This is a genomic window from Deinococcus gobiensis I-0 (assembly GCF_000252445.1).
Classification (GTDB): domain Bacteria; phylum Deinococcota; class Deinococci; order Deinococcales; family Deinococcaceae; genus Deinococcus; species Deinococcus gobiensis.
The window spans coordinates 2731647-2751482 of the sequence record NC_017790.1; the positions used below are offsets into that span (position 1 = coordinate 2731647).

General features: G+C 66.8%; 30 protein-coding genes. 1 reads left to right on the forward strand and 29 read right to left on the reverse strand.

What is annotated here, in order from left to right:
- Positions 1-27 precede the first annotated feature (27 nt).
- The 29 genes from secY to pgm all read right to left on the reverse strand — a co-directional run bounded on the left by secY (position 28) and on the right by pgm (position 18410).
- Entirely contained in the window at positions 28-1347 is a 1320-nt protein-coding gene (gene secY, locus DGO_RS13000; RefSeq protein WP_014685978.1) for a preprotein translocase subunit SecY, read from the reverse strand.
- Complete coding sequence (rplO, locus tag DGO_RS13005; RefSeq protein WP_014685979.1) at positions 1348-1812, reverse strand: 50S ribosomal protein L15; 465 nt, start codon at positions 1810-1812, stop codon at positions 1348-1350.
- Entirely contained in the window at positions 1809-1976 is a 168-nt protein-coding gene (gene rpmD / locus DGO_RS13010) for a 50S ribosomal protein L30 (RefSeq protein WP_014685980.1), read from the reverse strand. Before rpmD ends, rplO begins: the two co-directional genes overlap by 4 nt.
- Positions 1973-2506: a 30S ribosomal protein S5 gene (gene rpsE, locus DGO_RS13015; protein ID WP_014685981.1), complete on the reverse strand. Its 534-nt coding sequence runs from the start codon at positions 2504-2506 to the stop codon at positions 1973-1975. The genes rpmD and rpsE overlap by 4 nt, the downstream gene beginning before the upstream one ends.
- Positions 2496-2834, reverse strand: a complete 339-nt coding sequence (rplR, locus tag DGO_RS13020; protein WP_014685982.1) for a 50S ribosomal protein L18 — start codon at positions 2832-2834, stop codon at positions 2496-2498. Before rplR ends, rpsE begins: the two co-directional genes overlap by 11 nt.
- The gene (gene rplF, locus DGO_RS13025) at positions 2834-3391 is read right to left on the reverse strand and encodes a 50S ribosomal protein L6 (protein WP_014685983.1); all 558 of its coding nucleotides are present in this window, start codon (positions 3389-3391) and stop codon (positions 2834-2836) included. The genes rplR and rplF overlap by 1 nt, the downstream gene beginning before the upstream one ends.
- A gap of 27 nt (positions 3392-3418) precedes the next feature.
- Positions 3419-3820 (reverse strand): 30S ribosomal protein S8, encoded by a 402-nt coding sequence (rpsH, locus tag DGO_RS13030; protein WP_014685984.1) that lies wholly within the window; start codon positions 3818-3820, stop codon positions 3419-3421.
- Between the two features lie 230 nt (positions 3821-4050).
- Positions 4051-4236 (reverse strand): type Z 30S ribosomal protein S14, encoded by a 186-nt coding sequence (locus DGO_RS13035; RefSeq protein WP_014685985.1) that lies wholly within the window; start codon positions 4234-4236, stop codon positions 4051-4053.
- A gap of 11 nt (positions 4237-4247) precedes the next feature.
- Complete coding sequence (gene rplE, locus DGO_RS13040; protein ID WP_014685986.1) at positions 4248-4787, reverse strand: 50S ribosomal protein L5; 540 nt, start codon at positions 4785-4787, stop codon at positions 4248-4250.
- Positions 4788-4846: 59 nt separating this feature from the next.
- On the reverse strand, positions 4847-5194 hold the full coding sequence (gene rplX / locus DGO_RS13045; protein ID WP_014685987.1) for a 50S ribosomal protein L24: 348 nt from the start codon (positions 5192-5194) through the stop codon (positions 4847-4849).
- On the reverse strand, positions 5194-5598 hold the full coding sequence (gene rplN / locus DGO_RS13050; protein WP_012693995.1) for a 50S ribosomal protein L14: 405 nt from the start codon (positions 5596-5598) through the stop codon (positions 5194-5196). Before rplN ends, rplX begins: the two co-directional genes overlap by 1 nt.
- A complete protein-coding gene (gene rpsQ / locus DGO_RS13055) occupies positions 5595-5885 on the reverse strand; it encodes a 30S ribosomal protein S17 (protein ID WP_014685988.1) in 291 nt (96 codons plus the stop codon). Before rpsQ ends, rplN begins: the two co-directional genes overlap by 4 nt.
- Positions 5882-6082, reverse strand: coding sequence for a 50S ribosomal protein L29 (gene rpmC, locus DGO_RS13060; protein WP_014685989.1), 201 nt, complete (start codon positions 6080-6082; stop codon positions 5882-5884). The genes rpsQ and rpmC overlap by 4 nt, the downstream gene beginning before the upstream one ends.
- Entirely contained in the window at positions 6069-6494 is a 426-nt protein-coding gene (gene rplP, locus DGO_RS13065; protein WP_043802423.1) for a 50S ribosomal protein L16, read from the reverse strand. Before rplP ends, rpmC begins: the two co-directional genes overlap by 14 nt.
- Positions 6494-7240, reverse strand: a complete 747-nt coding sequence (gene rpsC / locus DGO_RS13070) for a 30S ribosomal protein S3 (RefSeq protein WP_014685991.1) — start codon at positions 7238-7240, stop codon at positions 6494-6496. Before rpsC ends, rplP begins: the two co-directional genes overlap by 1 nt.
- A complete protein-coding gene (gene rplV / locus DGO_RS13075) occupies positions 7240-7674 on the reverse strand; it encodes a 50S ribosomal protein L22 (protein ID WP_014685992.1) in 435 nt (144 codons plus the stop codon). The genes rpsC and rplV overlap by 1 nt, the downstream gene beginning before the upstream one ends.
- Positions 7671-7958 (reverse strand): 30S ribosomal protein S19, encoded by a 288-nt coding sequence (gene rpsS, locus DGO_RS13080; protein WP_014685993.1) that lies wholly within the window; start codon positions 7956-7958, stop codon positions 7671-7673. The genes rplV and rpsS overlap by 4 nt, the downstream gene beginning before the upstream one ends.
- A gap of 11 nt (positions 7959-7969) precedes the next feature.
- A complete protein-coding gene (rplB, locus tag DGO_RS13085) occupies positions 7970-8803 on the reverse strand; it encodes a 50S ribosomal protein L2 (RefSeq protein WP_014685994.1) in 834 nt (277 codons plus the stop codon).
- A gap of 13 nt (positions 8804-8816) precedes the next feature.
- Entirely contained in the window at positions 8817-9104 is a 288-nt protein-coding gene (locus DGO_RS13090; protein ID WP_014685995.1) for a 50S ribosomal protein L23, read from the reverse strand.
- Positions 9101-9712 carry a 50S ribosomal protein L4 gene (gene rplD / locus DGO_RS13095; protein WP_014685996.1) on the reverse strand — a complete coding sequence of 204 codons (612 nt, stop codon included), beginning with the start codon at positions 9710-9712 and terminating at the stop codon, positions 9101-9103. Before rplD ends, DGO_RS13090 begins: the two co-directional genes overlap by 4 nt.
- Before the next feature lie 4 nt (positions 9713-9716).
- Entirely contained in the window at positions 9717-10337 is a 621-nt protein-coding gene (gene rplC / locus DGO_RS13100; RefSeq protein WP_014685997.1) for a 50S ribosomal protein L3, read from the reverse strand.
- Positions 10334-10657 (reverse strand): 30S ribosomal protein S10, encoded by a 324-nt coding sequence (rpsJ, locus tag DGO_RS13105; RefSeq protein ID WP_014685998.1) that lies wholly within the window; start codon positions 10655-10657, stop codon positions 10334-10336. Before rpsJ ends, rplC begins: the two co-directional genes overlap by 4 nt.
- A 5-nt stretch (positions 10658-10662) precedes the next feature.
- Positions 10663-11880: an elongation factor Tu gene (gene tuf / locus DGO_RS13110; protein WP_014685999.1), complete on the reverse strand. Its 1218-nt coding sequence runs from the start codon at positions 11878-11880 to the stop codon at positions 10663-10665.
- Between the two features lie 262 nt (positions 11881-12142).
- Positions 12143-12562, reverse strand: a complete 420-nt coding sequence (locus DGO_RS13115) for a hypothetical protein (RefSeq protein ID WP_043802429.1) — start codon at positions 12560-12562, stop codon at positions 12143-12145.
- A 112-nt stretch (positions 12563-12674) separates the two neighbouring features.
- Positions 12675-14768 (reverse strand): elongation factor G, encoded by a 2094-nt coding sequence (gene fusA / locus DGO_RS13120; RefSeq protein ID WP_014686001.1) that lies wholly within the window; start codon positions 14766-14768, stop codon positions 12675-12677.
- A 262-nt stretch (positions 14769-15030) separates the two neighbouring features.
- Entirely contained in the window at positions 15031-15501 is a 471-nt protein-coding gene (gene rpsG, locus DGO_RS13125) for a 30S ribosomal protein S7 (protein WP_014686002.1), read from the reverse strand.
- Between the two features lie 126 nt (positions 15502-15627).
- Positions 15628-16032, reverse strand: a complete 405-nt coding sequence (rpsL, locus tag DGO_RS13130; protein WP_043802434.1) for a 30S ribosomal protein S12 — start codon at positions 16030-16032, stop codon at positions 15628-15630.
- A 267-nt stretch (positions 16033-16299) separates the two neighbouring features.
- A complete protein-coding gene (locus DGO_RS13135; protein WP_145975332.1) occupies positions 16300-16773 on the reverse strand; it encodes a hypothetical protein in 474 nt (157 codons plus the stop codon).
- Entirely contained in the window at positions 16770-18410 is a 1641-nt protein-coding gene (pgm, locus tag DGO_RS13140; RefSeq protein ID WP_014686005.1) for a phosphoglucomutase (alpha-D-glucose-1,6-bisphosphate-dependent), read from the reverse strand. Before pgm ends, DGO_RS13135 begins: the two co-directional genes overlap by 4 nt.
- Before the next feature lie 387 nt (positions 18411-18797).
- On the opposite strand from pgm, the gene glpX reads away from it, so the two are divergent.
- The gene (glpX, locus tag DGO_RS13145; RefSeq protein ID WP_014686006.1) at positions 18798-19799 is read left to right on the forward strand and encodes a class II fructose-bisphosphatase; all 1002 of its coding nucleotides are present in this window, start codon (positions 18798-18800) and stop codon (positions 19797-19799) included.
- The last annotated feature ends 37 nt before the right edge of the window (positions 19800-19836 follow it).

The following is a 19836-nucleotide window of genomic DNA, read 5'->3' on the forward strand; positions in this document are numbered from 1 at the left end:
AGGCGGTCTGTGGACAAGCGGCCAGACTCAGTTGTTCAGGCGGCCACGGATGCGGCCCTTGCTGATGAAGCCGTCGTAACGGCGCACCGTGAGCTGCGCTTCGAGCTGCTTCAGGGTCTCGAGTGCCACCCCCACGATGATCAGCAGGCCCGTGCCCGAGAACTGGAAGGTGGTGATGCCGGTGCCGCGTTGCACGATCTGCGGGAACACCGTCAGCACGACCAGGAAGATCGCGCCCCAGAGGCTCAGGCGACCGCTGATGCTGCCCAGGAATTCGGCGGTCGCCGTGCCCGGACGGACGCCCGGAATGAAGCCGCCGGCCTCGCGCAGCTGCTCCGCGATGCGCTTGGGATCAAACTGCACACTGTTGTACAGGTACGTGAAGCCGAAGATCAGGGCGGCTTCCAGAATGATGTACAGCGGCGTGCCGAAGACGAGGTTGGTGCTGATCCAGGCGTTCACGGCCGGCGCGCGGGTGGCCGTCGCGCTGGCGATCACATTGGGGATGATCAGCATGGCCGAAGCGAAGATCACCGGAATCACACCCGCCTGGTTCACCTTGATGGGCAGCCAGGTCGCCTGACCGGCCCCACGGGCCTGACCGGCCGCTCCACCGCGCGCGCGCGCATAGGTCACGGGCACCCGGCGCTCGGCCTGGTACACGTACACGATGCCGGCGATGGTGATCAGGATGACGCCGATGAAGATCAGGATGCGCAGGATGCTGGTCTGCTCGGTCTGGAGCAGCTGACCCGTCGCCGCAATCTCACGCGGATAGGCCGCGATGATGCCAGAGGTGATGATCAGGCTGATGCCGTTGCCCACGCCGACCTCGGTGATGCGCTCACCGATCCACATGGTCAGGGCGATACCTGCCACCTGCGTCAGCACCATGACGAGCACCGTGAAGATGCCCGGGTCCCAGCCCACCGCCACGTACTGCGGGTTGCTGGTGATGTACAGCGAGAAGAAGATCGCCTGCGCCGCCCCCAGAGCGATGGCCGCGTAGCGGGTGTACTGGTTGATCTTCTTGCGGCCCTCCTCGCCTTCCTTGGAAAGCTTTTCCAGGGCCGGCACGGTGGTCGTGAGCAGCTGGATCACGATACTGGCCGTGATATACGGCAGCACCCCCAGCGCAAAGATCGAGAACTGCGAAAGATTGCCCCCCGAGATCAGGCTGATCAAACCAAAGAGGCCACCCGAGGTGGCCTGGCTGAGGGCTGCAGTATTCACGCCGGGCGTGGGAATGGCGCTTCCCAAGCGGTACACGGCGAGCAGCAGCAGGGTGAAGACAATCTTCCGCCTCAGGTCCGGAATCCGGAACGCGTCGCGGAAGGCGCGGAGCATTTACTCCGCCTTCTCGGCAGTCTCGCTGGCAGCTTCGGGGAGCACGACCCGGCCGCCGGCCGCTTCCACGGCCTGAATGGCGGCCGCGCTCGCGGCGTCGACGTGCACCGTCACGGCGCGGGTGAGTTCACCGGTCGCCAGCAGCTTGACGGGGCTGTTCTTGCGGCGCACCAGACCGGCCAGCTCCAGGGAGGCGCGGTCGAAGGTGTCCCCTTCGAGGGCGGCCAGCTGCGAGAGCTTGACGATCTCGTAGGTGGTGCCGACGTTGTTGAAACCACGCTTGGGCAGGCGGGCGATCAGGCGGCTGCGGCCCCCTTCGAAGAAGGCCCCCTTGCCGGCGCCGCTGCGGGCTTTCTGGCCCTTGTGACCACGGCCGGCAGTCTTGTCGGTCCCGCCGGGGCCACGGCCCACGCGCTTGCGGTTCTTGCGGCTGCCGGCGTGCGGCTTGAGCTCGTGGAGTTTCATTCCTGCACCTCCAGCAGATGCTGAACGGTCTTGACCATGCCGCGCAGGGCGGGCGTGTCATTGACTTCGCGGCTGTCGCCGATCTTCTTGAGACCCAGCGCCTTGACCGTGTTCACCTGGTAACCAGGGCGGCCGATGACGCTGCGCTTGAGGGTAATCTTCACTGCGCGCCTCCTGCGGTCTGCGCCGGCGCCTCGGTGCCGCGCAGGGCGCGGACCTGCTTGGCGGTGCGCAGGTTCTTGAAGCCGTCGAACACGGCGTAAGCCACGTTCACCTTGTTGCGGCTGCCGAGTTCCTTCGAGAGCATGTTGGTGATGCCCGCGAGTTCGGCGATGGAACGGGGCACGGTACCCGCGATCACGCCCGTACCGGGGCTGGCGGGCTTCAGCAGCACGCGGCTCGTGCTGTTCACACCCACGATGTCGTGGGGAATCGTGCCGTTCTCGACGGGCACGCTGATCATGTTCTTGCGGGCGATCGCCTTGGCCTTCTCGATGGCGACCGGCACTTCCTTAGCCTTGCCGATCCCCATGCCCACGCGACCGTTGCGGTCACCCAGGATCACGAGCGCGGCGAAGCGGAAACGGCGTCCGCCCTGGTAGGTCTTGGAGGTGCGGTTGACGAACAGCATCTTCTCTTCGAATTCGCTGCTCTCACGCTCCGCGTTGCGGTCGTTACGACGATTAAAAGTCAAGGCCACCCTCCCGCGCCGCGTCTGCGAGCGCCTTCACGCGTCCGTGGTAACGGTACGCCCCACGGTCAAAAACGACCTTCGTGACACCCTTGGCGGTGGCGGCTTCGGCCAGGGCCTTGCCCACAGCGGCCGCAGTGTCGGTCTTGGTGCCCGTCTTGACGGCGGCGCTGCTGGCCGAGGCCAGGGTCACGCCCTTGCTGTCGTCGATGATCTGGGCGTAGATGTGCTTGCTGGAGCGGAACACGCTGAGGCGCGGACGCTCGGCAGCAGCCACGCGGACCTTGCGGCGGGTGCGCAGCTTGCGGCGGACGGTCGTCTGTGCGGACATTATTTCTTCCCTTTCCCGCCGGTGGCACCGGCCTTACCAGCCTTGAGGGCGATCTGCTCGCCGACGAAGCGCACACCCTTGCCGTGGTAGGCGTCGGGCTTGCGCACCTTGCGGACATTTGCCGCCACCTGACCGACGAGCTGCTTGTCGATGCCGCTCACGTCGATACGGGTGGGTTCAGGCACGGTGAAGCTCACGCCGGCGGGCGGCTCAATCACGACCGGGTGGCTGTAGCCGATGGTCAGTTCGAGGTTCTTGCCCGCGAGGCGCGCACGGTAACCCACGCCGCGCAGCTCGAGGTTGATGGTGAAGCCGTCCGACACGCCCTTGACCGCGTTGGCGACCAGGGTACGGGTCAGGCCGTGCAGGGCACGGTGGCGCTGGGCGTCGCTGGGACGCTCGACGAGCAGCTGCTCGCCGTCCTGGCGCACGGTCAGCTCGTTGTTGTAGGGCACCGTCAGTTCGCCCTTGGGGCCCTTGACCTTGAACATGCCGGCCTGGGCGTTCACGGTCACGCCGCTGGGCACAGCGATGGGTTGTCTACCGATACGGGACATAATGTCCTCCTTGGTCAGAACTCTGGATTACCAGAGAACGCAGATGACTTCGCCGCCTACACCCTGCTTGCGGGCTTCGCGGTCGGGAAGCAGGCCACGGCTCGTCGACACGACGGCCAGGCCCAGGCCACGCTGCACGCGCGGCAGGTTGTCGGCGCTCACGTAGGCGCGGCGGCCGGGGCGGGAGATGCGCTCGATGTGCTTGATGACCTGCTCACGCTTGGCACCGTACTTCAGGGTGACGCGCAGCACATCGAACTTCTCGCCTTCGGGGCGCAGGCGCTCGACGCTCTGGACGTAGCCTTCCTGCACGAGCAGCTTGGCGAGCTGCTCCTTGAATTTGGAGGCCGGGATGTTGACGGTCTCCTTGTGGGTACGCGTCGCGTTGCGAATGCGCGTGAGCATGTCCGCGATGGGATCACTCAACATGTTGCCTCCATGGGCATGTTGGCGGGAGCAGGGAACTGCCCCGGCGGGTGGCCTGGTCCCGGACAAGGCCGGCAACCAGGCACGCTTCTTCCCTCGAATGTGGGTCCCAATGGGACGCTTCTTCTGTTGGGTCTATTCCACACACCGGACGATGACTGGTCAACAAGATCAGTTCGTATCCGGGGGGCCTGCACGAGTCCTGCCGCAACCGGGGCGGCAGGGAGGTCATCTTACCAGCTGCTCTTCTTCACGCCGGGCAGTTCGCCCTTGTGCGCCATCTCGCGGATGCAGATGCGGCACATGCCGAAGAAGCGGTAGTAGCCACGGGCGCGGCCACAGCGTGAGCAGCGGTTGTAGTTCTGCACGGCAAACTTGTGGCCGCGCTCCGCCTTGACAACTTTCGAGGTGTTCGCCATAGCACTCGTCCTTACTTGCGGAAGGGAAGACCCATCGCCTGGAGCAGCGCGCGGGCTTCTTCGTCGGTCTTCGCGGTGGTCACGATGGTGATGTCCATCCCGCGCACCTTGTCCACCATATCATAGGTGATTTCCGGGAAGATCAGCTGCTCGCGGATGCCGAGGTTGTAGTTGCCACGGCCGTCGAACGCGTTGGGGTTGATCCCGCGGAAATCGCGGATGCGGGGCAGGCCGATGTTGATCAGCTTTTCGAGGAACACGTACATGCGCTCGTTGCGCAGCGTGACCTTGATGCCCACGGGCATGCCCTGACGCAGCTTGAAGTTGCTGATGCTCTTCTTGGCCTTGGTGACGATCGGCTTCTGAAGGGTGATCAGGCCCAGTTCCTTGGCCGCCTTGTCGATGGCCTTGCTGTCTTCCTTGCTGCTGCCCAGACCCTCGTTGACGACGATCTTCTCGATGCGGGGCACGGCCATCACGCTGGAGTAGCCGAACTGCTGCATGAGCTGCGGGCGGACCTGCTCGTTGTACTTCTGCTTGAGCTGCTGCATGTTGCCTCGTTTCGGGCGGACGGGTCGCCCAGGTCACGCGCGGGGCGTGACCCTGAATGTCAGTCGATGACCTTGCCGCTGCCGACCGCGACGCGGACCTTCTTGCCGTCCACGATCTGCTTGCGGATGCGCGTGGCCTTGCCGGTCTCGGGGTCGACGATGGCGACCTTGCTGGCGTGCAGGGCCAGCTCGCGCCGCTCCTGGCCGCCCTGGGGGTTGGCCGGGCTGGGCTTGACGTTCTTGGTGATGACGTTCACGCCTTCCACGACGACTTTCTGGTCGCGCGGCAGGGCGAGCAGCACCTTGCCGGTCTGGCCGCGGTGCTTGCCGCTCAGGACGATGACGGTGTCACCCTTCTTGACGTGCAGCTTGTCGTTGTGGTGGCTACCTGCGCTGGGACGGGGCATTACAGCACCTCCGGGGCCAGCGACACGATCTTCATGAAGCGGCGGTCGCGCAGTTCGCGGGCGACCGGCCCGAAGACGCGGGTGCCGCGGGGCTCGCCCTGGTTGTTGATGATGACGGCGGCGTTCTTGTCGAAGCGGATGGTGCTGCCGTCGGCACGCTTGATGGCGTGACTGGTGCGCACGACCACGGCCTTGACCACGTCGCCGGCCTTGACGGCGCCGCGCGGAGCGGCGTCCTTGACGCTGGCGACGATGATGTCACCCACGTGGGCGTAGCGCTTGTTGCCGCCGCCCCCGGTCGTCAGGCCCTTGCCGCCGATGCCGCTGTTCAGCACACGGATGCACATGATCTCGCGCGCGCCGCTGTTGTCCGCCACGTCCAGGCGGGATTGGGGCATGATCATGCTTCGCCTCCGGCCAGTTCAGTCTCGACAGCGGTGGTCTCAATGCCGCGCGGACGCTCGATCAGCTTGGTGACCTTCCAGGTCTTGGTCTTGCTGATGGGGCGCACGGCGATGATCTCGACGCGGTCACCGATCTTGTACTCGTTGTTCTCGTCGTGGGCCGCGTACTTGTGGCTGCGGGTCACGACCTTGCCGTACAGGGGGTGAGCGAAGCGGCGCTCGACCTTGACGCTGACCGTCTTGTCGGCCTTGTCGCTCACCACGACGCCCGTAAAGGTCTTCTTCATGCCTGCTCTCCCTTGCCCAGCTCGGTCCGGATGGTGTTGAGCTGAGCCACTTCACGGCGGAGCTGCCGGACGCGGTGCGGCTGGGCCAGGTTGCCCATGGCGGCCTGGAAGCGCAGCTCCATCAGTTCCTTCTTGCGGTTCTCGATTTCCTTGTCGAAATCGGCAGCCGGCAGGTTACGCATTTCACTGGGCTTCATCGTAGACCTCGCGCTTGACCATCTTGGTCTGGATGGGCAGCTTGTGACCGGCGAGGCGGAAGGCTTCCTTGGCCTGCTCCTCGGTCACGCCGGAAACCTCGAACATCACGCGGCCCGGCTTCACGACGCTCACCCAGTACTCCACGGCGCCCTTCCCCTTACCCATTCGGGTTTCGGCGGGCTTCTTGGTCACGGGCTTGTCGGGGAAGATGCGGATGTAGATCTTACCGCCGCGGCGGAAGTGACGGCTCATCACGATGCGGCAGGCCTCAATCTGGTTGCTCTTGATCCAGGCAGGCTCCAGCGCGATCAGACCGAAGTCGCCGAAGGCCACGTAGTCGCCGCCCTTGGTGTCGCCGGTCATGCGGCCGCGGTGCTGCTTACGGAATTTGGTGCGCTTCGGGAGAAGCATCATTCACCTCCGGTGCGCCGGCGGGCGGTAGGACGACGGCGGTTGGGACGGTCGCCCTCACCCTGACGGCGCTCGTTGTCACGGCGCTGCGGGCGGGCGAAGGTTTCGGTCTTGCCGCCGATCACTTCACCGTTGAACACCAGGACCTTGATGCCCAGGATGCCGTAGGTGGTGCGGGCCAGCGCGGTACCGTAGTCGATGTCGGCGCGCAGGGTGTGCAGGGGCACGCGGCCTTCGAGGACCTTCTCGGTGCGGGCCTGCTCGGCGCCGCCGAGGCGGCCCGACAGGACCACCTTGACGCCGCGGGCGCCCGACTCCATCACGCGCTGCGCAGCCTGCTTCATGGCGCGGCGGAACGCGAAACGGCGCTCGATCTGCTCGGCGATGCGCAGGGCCACCAGGGGCGCGCTGATGTTGGGGTTGGGGATCTCGGCGACGTTCACGGCCACCGTTCCCGCCGACACCAGACGCTCGATGTCGCCGCGCAGCTCCTTGATGCTCTCGCCGCCCTTGCCGATCACGATGCCCGGCTTGGCCGCGCTGATGATCACGTTGACCTGCTGGCCAGCGCGCTCGATCTCGACGCGGGCGATGCCGGCGGCCGACAGCTTCTTGTCGACGAGCTTGCGGATCTTCTCGTCTTCCTTGAGCAGGCCGGCGTACTGCTTCTTGCCGGCGTACCAGCGGCTGTTCCAGCCACGGGTGATGCCCAGGCGGAAGCCGTTGGGGTTGATCTTGTTACCCATTACTTGCTCCCCTTGCGGCCAGCTTCGCGCTCGCCCACGACGATGGTGATGTGGCTGGTGCGCTTCTTGATGATGTTCGCGCTGCCGCGCGCCCGAGGAATCAGGCGCTTGAGGGTCGGGCCGGCGTCCACGTAGGCCGCCGTGATGACGAGGCGGTCTTCGAGCATCTCGTCGTTGTGCAGCGCGTTGTGCTTGGCGCTGTTGAGCACCTTGGCGACAGGCTCGCTGGCCGCGCGGGGGATGAAGCGCAGCAGGTCTTCGGCGTCACGCACCGACTTGCCACGGATTACGTCGACCACGAGACGCACCTTGCGGGGGCTGATGCGGACGTACTTCGCCACGGCGTAGCCGGGACGGCGCAGCTTGACCTGCTGCTTGCGCTGCTTCTTGTTGCGGAAGGCGGGCGCGGCGTTGGTATCGGCAGGAGCGGTCATTTCTTCTTGCTCCCCTTGGCGTTCTTGTCCGCGCCGTGACCGCGGTAGCTGCGGGTGGGCGAGAACTCGCCGAGCTTGTGGCCGATCATCTGCTCGTTCACGAACACCGGCACGTGCTGCTTGCCGTTGTGAACCGCGATGGTGTGACCGATCATCTCGGGCACGATGGTGGAGCGGCGGCTCCAGGTCTTGATGACGCGCTTGGTCTTGGCGTCGTTCTGGGCGTCCACCTTCTTCAGGAGGTGGTCATCCACGAACGGCCCTTTTTTGAGGCTACGGGGCATGTCTCCCCTCCTTACTTCCCGCCGCGGCGGGTGATGATGAAGCGGTCGCTGACCTTCCGCTTACGGCGGGTCTTGAGACCCTTGCTGGGCTGACCCCAGGGGCTGACCGGCGTGCGGCCCGCGCTCGTGCGGCCTTCACCGCCGCCGTGTGGGTGGTCCACCGGGTTCATGGCGCTGCCGCGCTGATGCGGCTTCTGCCCGAGCCAGCGGCTGCGGCCGGCCTTACCGATCACGATGTTCTTGTGCTCGGCGTTGCCCACGGCACCCAGGGTGGCGTAGCACTCGCTGTGGATGCGGCGAAGCTCGCCGCTGGGCAGGCGCACGATCACGTAGTCGCTTTCCTTGCCCTGCACCTGCACGCTGGTACCGGCGCTGCGGGCCAGCTGCGCGCCCTTACCGGGCACGAGTTCCAGCGCGTGGACCACGGCGCCCACCGGCACGAAGCGCAGCGGCAGGGCGTTGCCCAGGCGCGGCTCGGCCTCGGGGCCGGCGTTCACGGTCGCGCCCACGACCAGGCCTTCGGGGGCCAGGATGTAGCGCTTCTCGCCGTCGGCGTAGTGCAGCAGGGCGATGCGGGCGCTGCGGTTGGGATCGTACTCGATGGCGGCGACCTTGGCGGTCACGCCCGCCTTGTCACGGCGCTTGAAGTCGATGATGCGGTACAGGCGCTTGTGACCGCCGCCGATGAAGCGGCTGGTGATGCGTCCACGGTTGTTGCGGCCACCCGTCTTGGGCAGGGCTTCGGTCAGCGCCTTCTCGGGGCGCTTCTTGGTCAGTCCGCTGAAATCCGCCGTCGTCATCTGGCGACGCGACGGGGTATAGGGACGATATTTCTTGACGGCCATGTCTCAGATCTCCTTAGGCCTGGCCTTCGAGGGCAGCGATGGTCTGGCCGTCGGCGAGGCGGACGATGGCCTTCTTGCGGTCGGCACGCACGCCGAAGAAACGGCCCACGCGCTTGCGCTTGCCGGGCACGTTCATGGTGCTGATCCCGACAACCTTCACGTCGAACGCCTTCTGCACGGCGTTCTTGATCTCGGTCTTGGTGGCCTTGGGGCTCACCCAGAAGGAGTACACGCCGCGTTCCATGCCGGCGTAGGCCTTCTCGCTGATGACCGGAGCCTGAATGATGTCGTAGTGGCTCATGCTTGCGCCTCCCCTTCTTCGTCGGCCACTTCGAGGGCGGCCGCGTCGATCACCAGGCGGTCGTGACGCAGGATGTCGTAGGCGTTGATGCCGGCGACGGGCAGCACGCTGACCCAGGGTACGTTGCGGGCGGCCTGACGGGCCTGCACGTCGTCGGTGACGATCAGGACCTTCTCGGTACCGTCCATGCCGTTCTGCGCGGCCCAGGCGACGAAGCCCTTGGTCTTGCCGTCGAGGCCGAAGCCGTCGACCGCGATGAGCTTGCCGGTCTGCTGACGGTCGGCCAGCGCCATCGCGAGGCCCAGCTGACGCACCTTGCGGGGCAGCGTGAAGCCGTAGCTGCGGGGCTTGGGGCCGAAGGCCACGCCGCCGCCCACGAAGGTCGGGACGGTGCGGTCGCCGTGGCGAGCGTTACCGGTGCCCTTCTGGGAGAACATCTTCTTGCCGGTGCGGGCCACCTGCGCGCGGGTCTTGGTGCTCGCGGTGCCGCGGCGGCGGCTGGCGAGCTGCCAGGTCACGACGTCGTGCAGCACGCCCACATTCACTTCGGGCAGTTCGAGGTCGATCTGACGACCACCGTTCTGGCCGATCACGTTGATCTGCGCCATTGTCTTACTTGCCTCCCTTGGCAGCCTGGCGCAGCACGACGAGTCCGCCGTTCGCCCCGGGGATCGCACCCTTGACGAGAATCAGGTTCTCGTCGGCGCGGATCTCCACGACTTCCAGGTTCTGGACGGTCACGCGGTCCATGCCCATGTGACCGGCCATGCGCTTGCCCTTGTACACGCGGCCGGGCGTCTTGCGCTGGCCGATCGAGCCGGGGCGGCGGTGCCACTTCTTCGAGCCGTGGCTCGCGGGACCACCCTTGAAGTTCCAGCGCTTCATGACGCCCTGGAAGCCCTTACCCTTGCTGGTGCCGGTCGCGTCGATCTTCTCGCCTTCGGCGAAGATGTCCACGTTCACGGTGTCGCCTTCGGGAGCGAAGCCGCGGAACTCACGCAGGAAGCGCACGGGCGAAACGCCGGCCTTCTTGAAGTGGCCCATCGCGGGGCTGTTCACGCGCTTCTCGCTCTTGGGCAGGTAGCCGATCTGCACGGCTTCGTAGCCGTCGGTCTGCTTGCTCTTGCGCTGCACGACCGGGCAGGGGCCCGCCAGCACGACCGTCACGGGAACGGCGCGGTCGCCCTTCCAGATCTGGGTCATGCCGATCTTGGTGCCGAGGATGCCCTTCATGCGCGGCCCCCGACGGTCTTGATCTCGATGTCCACACCGGTCGGCAGGTCCAGGGTCATCAGGCTGTCGATGGTCTTCTTGGTGGGGTTCATGATGTCCACCAGACGGTTGTGGGTGCGGATCTCGAAGTGCTCGCGGCTGTCCTTGTTTACGAAGGGCGAACGCAGCACGCAGAAGCGGCGGATGCGGGTAGGGAGGGGCACGGGGCCGCTCACGTCCGCGCCGGTGCGGCGCACGGTGTCCACGATCTTGCTGGCGGACTGGTCGAGCGCCTTGTGGTCAAAGCCACGCAGTTTGATACGGATCTTCGGGGCAACCATGACTATTACTCCAGGACCTTGGAGACGACGCCGGCGCCGACGGTGCGGCCACCTTCGCGGATGGCGAAGCGCAGGCCTTCTTCCATGGCGATGGGCTTGATCAGCTCGACGACGAAGGTCACGTTGTCGCCGGGCATCACCATTTCCACGCCCTCGGCCAGTTCCACGATGCCGGTCACGTCCGTCGTGCGGAAGTAGAACTGCGGGCGGTACCCGCCGAAGAACGCGCTGTGACGGCCGCCTTCGTCCTTCGAGAGCACGTAGACGCTGGCCTCGAACTTGGTGTGGGGCTTGATGCTGCCGGGCTTGGCCAGCACCTGGCCACGCTCGACGTCGTCACGCGCCACGCCACGCAGCAGAACACCGACGTTGTCGCCGGCCATGCCGCTGTCGAGCAGCTTGCGGTGCATTTCGATGCCGGTGACGGTGGTCTTCTTGGTGTCGCGCAGGCCGACGATTTCGACTTCGTCCTGCACCTTGACGGTGCCGCGTTCCACGCGGCCCGTGGCGACGGTGCCGCGGCCGGTGATGGTGAACACGTCTTCGACGGGCATCAGGAAGGTCTTGTCGGTGGCGCGCTCGGGGGTGGGGATGTAGCTGTCGACGGCGTCGAGCAGTTCCCAGATGCGGTCGACCCACTGGTTTTCGCCGCGGGCGGTCTTGGGGTTGGCCTGAAGGGCCTCGAGGGCCTGCAGGGCGCTGCCCTTGACGACGGGGAGGTCGTCACCGGGGAACTCGTACTTGCTCAGGAGTTCGCGCACTTCCATTTCGACGAGCTCGAGGAGCTCTTCGTCATCGACCATGTCGACCTTGTTCATGAACACGACGACGTAGGGCACGCCGACCTGACGGGCGAGCAGGATGTGCTCGCGGGTCTGGGGCATGGGGCCGTCGGCGCTGGACACGACGAGGATGGCGCCGTCCATCTGGGCCGCGCCGGTGATCATGTTCTTGACGTAGTCGGCGTGACCGGGGCAGTCCACGTGGGAGTAGTGGCGGGTGGGGGTGTTGTACTCAACGTGCGCGGTGTTGATGGTGATGCCGCGGGCCTTTTCTTCGGGGGCCTTGTCGATCTGGTCGTAGGCGAGCTTTTCGACGGTGGGGTCGGAAGCGGCGGCGGTGAAGGTGATGGCGGCCGTCAGGGTGGTCTTGCCGTGGTCGACGTGCCCGATGGTGCCCACGTTCACGTGCGGCTTCGTGCGCTCAAACGTTCCTTTTGCCATGATTCTAACTCCCTCCAAGAGGTGGACATGCACGCAAAAACGCCCCTTTGATCGGGCTTCCCCCGCGCATCCCGCAGGGTTTTGGTGGCAATCCACATTGGGTTGATTCTCGCCAGGGCGGTGTCCCGCCGTGCTGGCACGTTGCGCCGCGTTTACAGCCGCGCACCGACTTGTCAGGGTACTATAAATTCGTTACGGGAGCAAGTCCGGCCACGCCCGGGCCTCTCCCCTCCCCTGTGGGAGCGGCTGGCCCGAGCGCTGCCTAGCGGCTCAGATACGCCTGCACGTCGCGGTCGAACGCCCCGATCAGCATGACGATGCCCAGGACCGTACCGAAGGGAAAGATCACCAGACTGAGTACCCCGATCACGATGCTCGACACGCGCCCCCAGCGCTTGCCGTCCAGAACGGCCTGCCGGGTCAGCGCCAGCCACAGCACGAGCAGTGCAGTGAAGAAGAACGTGGTCCACAACACGGCGTTCATCTGCTCGGGGGCCAGTTGGATAGGTGCCGTGCCGGTCAGGCGACTGGATTCCAGCAGCGCTTCGTTCAGGGTGCCGCCGGAAAAGGGCAGGGTCAGCAGCGAAACGGCCCAGTAGATCAGCCCGATCAGCAGCGGAATGTTCAGGAAGGCCAGGCGGGCAGGCCGGGGCAGGCCAGGTTTGGGAGCAGGCACGGTCATCTGCCCCAGCGTAGCGCCCGGAGACCACATGGCCCTGACCTATAAACGAAACCCCCGGCGCAGGGGCCGGGGGAATTCGCAGGAGGCAGAGGACGAACCCTGCCCACCGAACTTACTTCTTCATCAGCTGCTGCGCGAGGTTGTTGGGAACCTGGCTGTAGTGATCGAAGAACATCGAGTAGCTGGCACGGCCCTGGGTCATGGAGCGCATGTCGGTCGCGTAACCGAACATTTCGCTCAGCGGCACGAAGGCGCGCACGATCTGGGCGTTGCCGCGGGCTTCCATGCCCTGGATCTGGCCACGGCGGCTGTTCAGGTCGCCGATGATGTCGCCCATGAAGTCGTCAGGCACGGTGACTTCGACGCGCATTACGGGTTCCAGGATGGCCGGAGCGCCCTTCTGGACGGCTTCCTTGAGGGCCATGCTGCCGGCGATCTTGAACGCCATTTCCGAGGAGTCCACTTCGTGGTAGCTGCCGTCGTACAGGCTGACCTTCATGTCCACGACCGGGAAGCCCAGCATGGGGCCGCTCTGCATGGCTTCTTCGATACCCTTCTGGGCCGGCCCGATGAACTCGCGGGGCACGGTGCCGCCCACCACGGTGTTCTCGAAGATGAAGCCCGCGCCGGGTTCCAGCGGCTCCGCCTTGATCTTCACGTGGCCGAACTGACCACGGCCACCCGACTGGCGCACGAACTTGCCTTCCACGTCCACGGGACGGGTGATGGTTTCACGGTAGGCCACCTGGGGCGCGCCCACGTTGGCGTCCACCTTGTACTCGCGCTTGAGGCGGTCCACCAGAATTTCCAGGTGCAGCTCGCCCATGCCCGAGATCGTGGTCTGGCCCGACTCCTGGTCGGACTCGACGCGGAAGGTGGGGTCTTCTTCGGCGAGCTTCTGGAGGCCCACGCCCATCTTTTCCTGGTCGGCCTTGGTCTTGGGCTCGATGGCGAGCTTGATGACCGGCTCGGGCACGTCGATGCTCTCGAGCAGCACGTGGTCGTCGCCGTCACCGATCAGGGTGTTGCCGGTGCCCGCGTCCTTCAGGCCGATCACGGCGCCCAGTTCGCCGGCCTTCAGCTCGGTCACTTCTTCGCGGCTGTTGGCGTGCATCTTCAGCAGACGGCCCACGCGCTCGCGCTTGTCCTTGCTCGCGTTGTACACGTAGCTGCCCGACTGCATGGTGCCCGAGTAGATACGCACGAAGGTCAGGCGGCCCACGTAGGGGTCGGCCATGATCTTGAACGCCAGACCGGCCAGCTTGCCTTCGGGATCGGCGGGGAACTCGCGGGTTTCCTCGCTGTCTTCCAGGGTGCCGCGGATGGCGGGCACTTCCAGGGGGCTGGGCAGGTAGTCGATCACGGCGTCGAGCAGCAGCTGCACGCCCTTGTTCTTCAGCGCGCTGCCGCACAACACCGGGAAGATCTTCTTCTCGATGGTGCCCTTGCGGATGGCGGCGACGAGTTCCTCGACGCTGGGCTCTTCGCCCTCGAGGTACTTCATCATCAGGTCTTCGTCGACTTCGGCGGCCGCTTCGATCAGCGCGGCGCGCATCTCGGTCACCTTGTCCGCGTACTCGGCCGGAACGTCGCTTTCGGCAATGTCGGTGCCCAGGTCGTTGGTGTAGGTGTAGGCGCGCTGGCGCACGATGTCGATGATGCCCTTGAACTCGCTTTCCTGGCCCATCGGGTACTGGATGGGCGCGGGAATCGCGCCGAGGCGTTCACGGATGTCGTTGAGCACGAGTTCGAAGCTCGCGCCGGTCTTGTCCATCTTGTTCGAGAACGCGATGCGGGGCACGCCGTAACGGTCGGCCTGACGCCACACGGTCTCGGACTGCGGCTCGACGCCCTGGCTGGAGTCGAACACGGCGACGGCGCCGTCGAGCACGCGCATGCTGCGCTCGACTTCGATGGTGAAGTCCACGTGGCCGGGCGTGTCGATGATGTTGACGACGTATTCCTGGTCGGTGCCGCTGCGCTTCCACTTGGCGGTGGTGGCGGCCGCCGTGATGGTGATGCCGCGCTCGCGCTCCTGCTCCATCCAGTCCATGGTCGCCGCGCCGTCGTGCACTTCGCCGATGTTGTGGGTCCGGCCGGTGTAGTACAGGATGCGCTCGGTGGTGGTGGTCTTGCCGGCGTCGATGTGCGCGGCAATCCCGATGTTACGGAAGTGGGTCAGATAGCTCTGGGCTTTGGTGGTCATAGGACTCCCTGATTGTGCCGGATGAAGTGTCTCTTCACCGTCAGTTCTGCACGGTAGGCCGGCGGTCGTGGACGTGAGTTGGACGGCAGGGGGTCCCTACCGTCCGGTTCAAGCGGCTCGCCGAGTTCCCCGGGCCGCACAGTTCATTTCGCTGCGCATCAAGTCGGAAGAGCGCCGCTCGCTGCTCCACTTCACGAACTGTGCCGTCGTCCCGTCTCGCTCTGCGCGGGCGCTTGGGGCCGGTGGCCCCAGGACCGGGGGATTACCAGCGGTAGTGCGCGTAGGCGCGGTTAGCTTCCGCCATGCGCTCCACGTCGTCTTTCTTCTTGATGGCGCCGCCACGGCCCTGCGCGGCGTCCATGATCTCGCCGGCGAGGCGCTCGATGGCGGTGCGCTCGGGACGGCCGTCCACGGCGCCGATCATCCAGCGCAGGGTCAGGCTCTGCTGGCGGCGGGGGCCGACTTCGACGGGCACCTGGTAGGTGCTGCCGCCGACGCGGCGGCTGCGCACTTCCACGCGGGGCTTGACGTTGTCGTAGGCCTGCTTGAAGACCTTGAGGGGCTCCTGGCCGGTCTTGTCCTGCACGAGGCGCATGGCCCCGTAGAAGATGCGGCTGGCAAGGTTCTTCTTGCCGTCTTCCATGATGCGGTTGATGATCGCGCTGACGAGCACGTCCTGGTAGACCAGGTCCGGCTGGACGGGGCGCACTTCTGCTTGGCGGCGACGTGCCATGGTGGACTCCTTGAAAAAGCGCCGTGATTCAGGCGCGGATGATGAAGTGCATTGGCATCACCCCTCGGGGCGTGGCCCTGGACGGGCGGCACGCGGGACCGCAGTCACCGCGCGCCGCCGCCCCACTTATTTCTTCTTCGCGCCCGCGGCGGCAGCGCCGGCCTTGGGCTTCTTGGTGCCGTACTTGGAACGGCTCTTGTTGCGGTTCTTGACGCCCTGGGTGTCGAGGCTGCCGCGAACGATGTGGTAGCGCACGCCGGGGAGGTCCTTCACACGGCCGCCGCGGATCAGCACGACGCTGTGCTCCTGGAGGTTATGACCTTCGCCGGGGATGTAGGCGGTCACTTCGAAGCCGCTGCTGAGGCGCACGCGGGCGATCTTACGGAGCGCCGAGTTGGGCTTCTTGGGGGTGGTGGTCTTGACGACCGTGCACACGCCGCGGCGGAAGGGGCTGCCCTTGAGGGCCGGAACCTTGCTCTTCTTCTGAAGGACCGTGCGGCCCTTGCGGAGCAGTTGCTGGGTGGTGGGCAGAGGAAATCACTCCTGTCTTTCTGAATTCCCAGGCCGCGCCTGTCGGTCACGGTCCGGGTGGGGCCGCCCACACGTATGGGGCGGACGAGGGCTGGCTGTGAACAGCGGCCGCCGGAAAGCGGCTGCGGAGGTGATCGGCGCGCGGGAAGCCTGAACAGCCGGAGGGCCCGCGAACCTGCCGATGGACACGCCCCTGGTGCAGCCCTGGACCGGGACAGTGTTCAACCTTTGCAGTTTAGCCTACGCGGGGCAAGACGCGCAAGGCGATCAGTCGCCGACCGCCACCACGCGGGCTTCGCCTTCGGGGCCGACCCACAGCCGCGCCGCGCCGAAACGCAGCGGCAGCGTCAGGGTGACCAGATAGGCCTGCTGGGGGCCAGGCATCTCCGCGACATTCAGGGGCGTGCGCGGCGCGGCCACGAGGCGGTAGTGTCCCGGCTGGTCCGGCAGGGCGTCGTACACGTAGGCCCCCCGGCGCTGCGGCGGGGTGAGATGCTCGTCGAAGCCGCCGGCCAGGGCGTTGGGAGGCTCGGCCTCGGACCGGGTGTCGAGCCACACGTGCAGGGCCTCGAGCTGTTCCTCGGAGGCCAGGGCCGCCTCCGGCACGGTGGAGTCGCCCGCCGCCAGGAACTGCGCGAGGTGACCCGCCCCGTCGGCGGCGAACCAGTCGAACTCCACGTCGCGGATCTCCTCGCGGGTCAGCGGGGTGTGGGTGCCGGGAAGGTGGCCCGGTCGGCTCACGCGCCCCCGCTCCGCAGCGCCTCGGAGACGACCTCACGGGCCTCGTCCATGACCTGTTTCAGGTGGTCCGCCCCCCGGAAGCTCTCGGCGTAGATCTTGTAGACGTCCTCGGTGCCGCTGGGCCGGGCGGCGAACCAGGCCTGGTCGGTCGTGACCTTCAGGCCGCCGATGGGCTCGCCGTTGCCGGGCGCGCGGGTCAGGCGCGCGGTGATGGGGTCGCCGCCCAGCGTGGTCGCGGTGACCTGTTCGGGGCTGAGGCTGCCCAGGATCTTCTTCTGCTCGGCGTTGGCGGGGGCGTCCTGGCGGTCGTAGGCGGTCTCGCCGTAACGCGCGGTGAGGTCGGCGAAGCGCTGCGAGGGCGTCTTGCCCGTCTTGGCGGTCATCTCAGCGGCGAGCAGACCGGGAATCAGGCCGTCCTTGTCGGTGCTCCAGGGGCGGCCGTCCATGCTCAGGAAGCTCGCGCCCGCCGACTCCTCGCCGCCGAAGCCGAAGGAGCCGTCTTGCAGCCCTTCGACGAAATACTTGAAGCCCACCGGCACCTCGACGACCCGCCGGCCGATGCCCGCCCCCACCCGGTCGATCAGGGCGCTGGACACCAGCGTCTTGCCGATGGCGGCGTCGGCGCGCCAGCCGGGGCGGTTCTGGAACAGGTACTCGATCATGACCGCGAGGTAGTGGTTGGGGTTCATCAGGCCGTCCGGGGTGACGATACCGTGGCGGTCGGCATCCGGATCGTTCCCGATGGCGACGTCGAAGTCGTCTTTGAGGCGCAGCAGGCCCGCCATCGCGTAGGGACTGGAGCAGTCCATGCGGATCTTGCCGTCGCGGTCCACGCTCATGAAGGCGAAGCGCGGGTCCACGACCTCATTGACGATGTGCAGGTTCAGGCCGTAGCGCGCCTGGATGGCTTCCCACACCGGCAGGCTCGCGCCGCCCAGCGGGTCCACCCCGATCTTCACGCCGCTCTGCTTGATGGCGTCCAGGTCAATCACCTGCGGCAGGCCTTCGACGTAGGGGGTGATGAAATCGAAGGAGTCGAGCGCGGCCATCGCGTCGGCCAGGGGCACCCGCTTGACGTCCTTCAGGCCTCCTTGCAGCAGGTCGTTGGCGCGCGCCTGCACCACCCTGGTCACGTCGGTGTCGGCGGGGCCGCCCGAAGGGGGGTTGTACTTGAAGCCGCCGTCCTGCGGGGGATTATGGCTGGGCGTGATGACGATGCCGTCGGCCGCGCCTCCCTGCCCGGCCGCGTTGTGCTTCAGGATCGCGTGACTGACCAGGGGCGTGGGCGTGAAGGTGCCGGGCTGGGCGCGCACCTGCACCCCGTTGGCGACGAGCACCTGGAGGGCCGTCATCCAGGCGGGTTCGGACAGGGCGTGGGTGTCCAGGCCCATGTACAGCGGCCCGGTGATGCCCGCCCCGGCGCGGTGTTCGGCCACCGCCTGCGCGACGGCCAGGATGTGCGCCTCGTTGAAGCTCGCGCTGCCGGAGGTGCCCCGGTGCCCGCTGGTCCCGAAGGCCACGCGCTGGGCAGGCACGGCCGGGTCGGGGCGCAGTTCGTAGTACTGGGCCACCAGTTGGGGAATGTTGGTCAGCAGGCGTTGGGGAGCGGGTTTACCGGCCAGGTCGCTGAGGGTCATGCCCCAGTGTACGCACGCGCCCGGCGACACGGGCCGGACGTGTTCAGTCACGTTTTCTTGAGGTGTGGCCCTGCTACCCTTGAGCCATGCGCGAATTCCTCAACGACTGGTGGCGGCTGATCAAGCTGACGGTCGCCACGCTGGCGATTCCGGTGGCGCTGTGGCTGCTGCTGGTGTGGGCTGGCGTGCTGCGCTGAGGGCAACCCCAGCCGTCCGCTGCGGGCAGCACTTCCTGGGTCCGGCAGAGGGCCCCGGGACCGCCGGACCCGCGTTGTGTTCTGCCGTTCTGCACGAAAGTCCCGGCCCCGGCCCCGTTCCCCCGGCCGGTGACGCGTCTGGAAGTGCTCCCAGACGCCGCCGCCGCCGGGACCGTGTTACGGTCGGGGCATGACCAAACGGCCGAGGGGCGAAGGGTTCACGCAGAGTTTCGAGCACGCGCTGGTCTTGCCGACCGCGCGCGTCACCGAGGAAGCGGCGCTGGCCGCCAGCAGGTTCATGGGCCTGGGCGACAAGAACGCCGTGGACGGAGCGGGCACGGAAGCCATGCGCGAGGTCCTGAACACCCTGGACATCCGGGGCACGGTGGTCATCGGTGAGGGCGAGATGGACGAGGCCCCGATGCTCTACATCGGTGAGCAGGTCGGCAGCGGCCAGTACGAGGTGGACATCGCCGTGGACCCGGTCGAGGGCACGGTGGTCACGGCCAAGGGCCTGCCCAACGGTCTGGCCGTCATCGCCCTGAGCGAGCGCGGCGGCCTGATGCACGCCCCCGACTGCTACATGGAAAAGCTGATCGTGCCGCCGCCCGCCGCTGGGCGCGTGAACCTCGACTGGCCGGTCGAGGCCAACCTGCACGTGCTGGCGCAGGCCCTGGACCGCGACGTGGAAGACCTGATGATCACGATCCTGGACCGCGAGCGCCACGAGGACCTGATCCGCCGGGTGCGGGCGGCCGGGGCGCGCGTGAAGCTCATCGGCGACGGCGACGTGGTCGCGGGACTGGCGGTCGGCGTGCGCGGCACCGGAGTCCACGCGCTCATGGGGTCGGGCGGCGCGCCCGAGGGCGTGCTCTCGGCGGCGGCCTGCAAGTGCCTGGGCGCCGAGATCCAGGGCCGCTTCATCGCGGAGGACGACGCCATGCGCGAGCGCTTCGCCGCGATGGGCGTGGATGAGCGCCGCGTCTACAAGACGGCCGACCTCGCGCCCGGCGAACAGATGGTCTTCAGCGCGACCGGCATCACCTACGGCGAACTCCTCAGCGGGGTGCGGCGCTTCGCGGGCGGGGCGCGCACGCATACGCTGGTCATGGGCTACGCGACGCGCGTGGTGCGCTTCCTCGACTCGGTGCATCTGGAGGACGACAGCGCGCGGGTGACGATCCGGGTGTAAGGACAGGAGCGGGGGCCGAGGCTTGCGCACCCGGCCC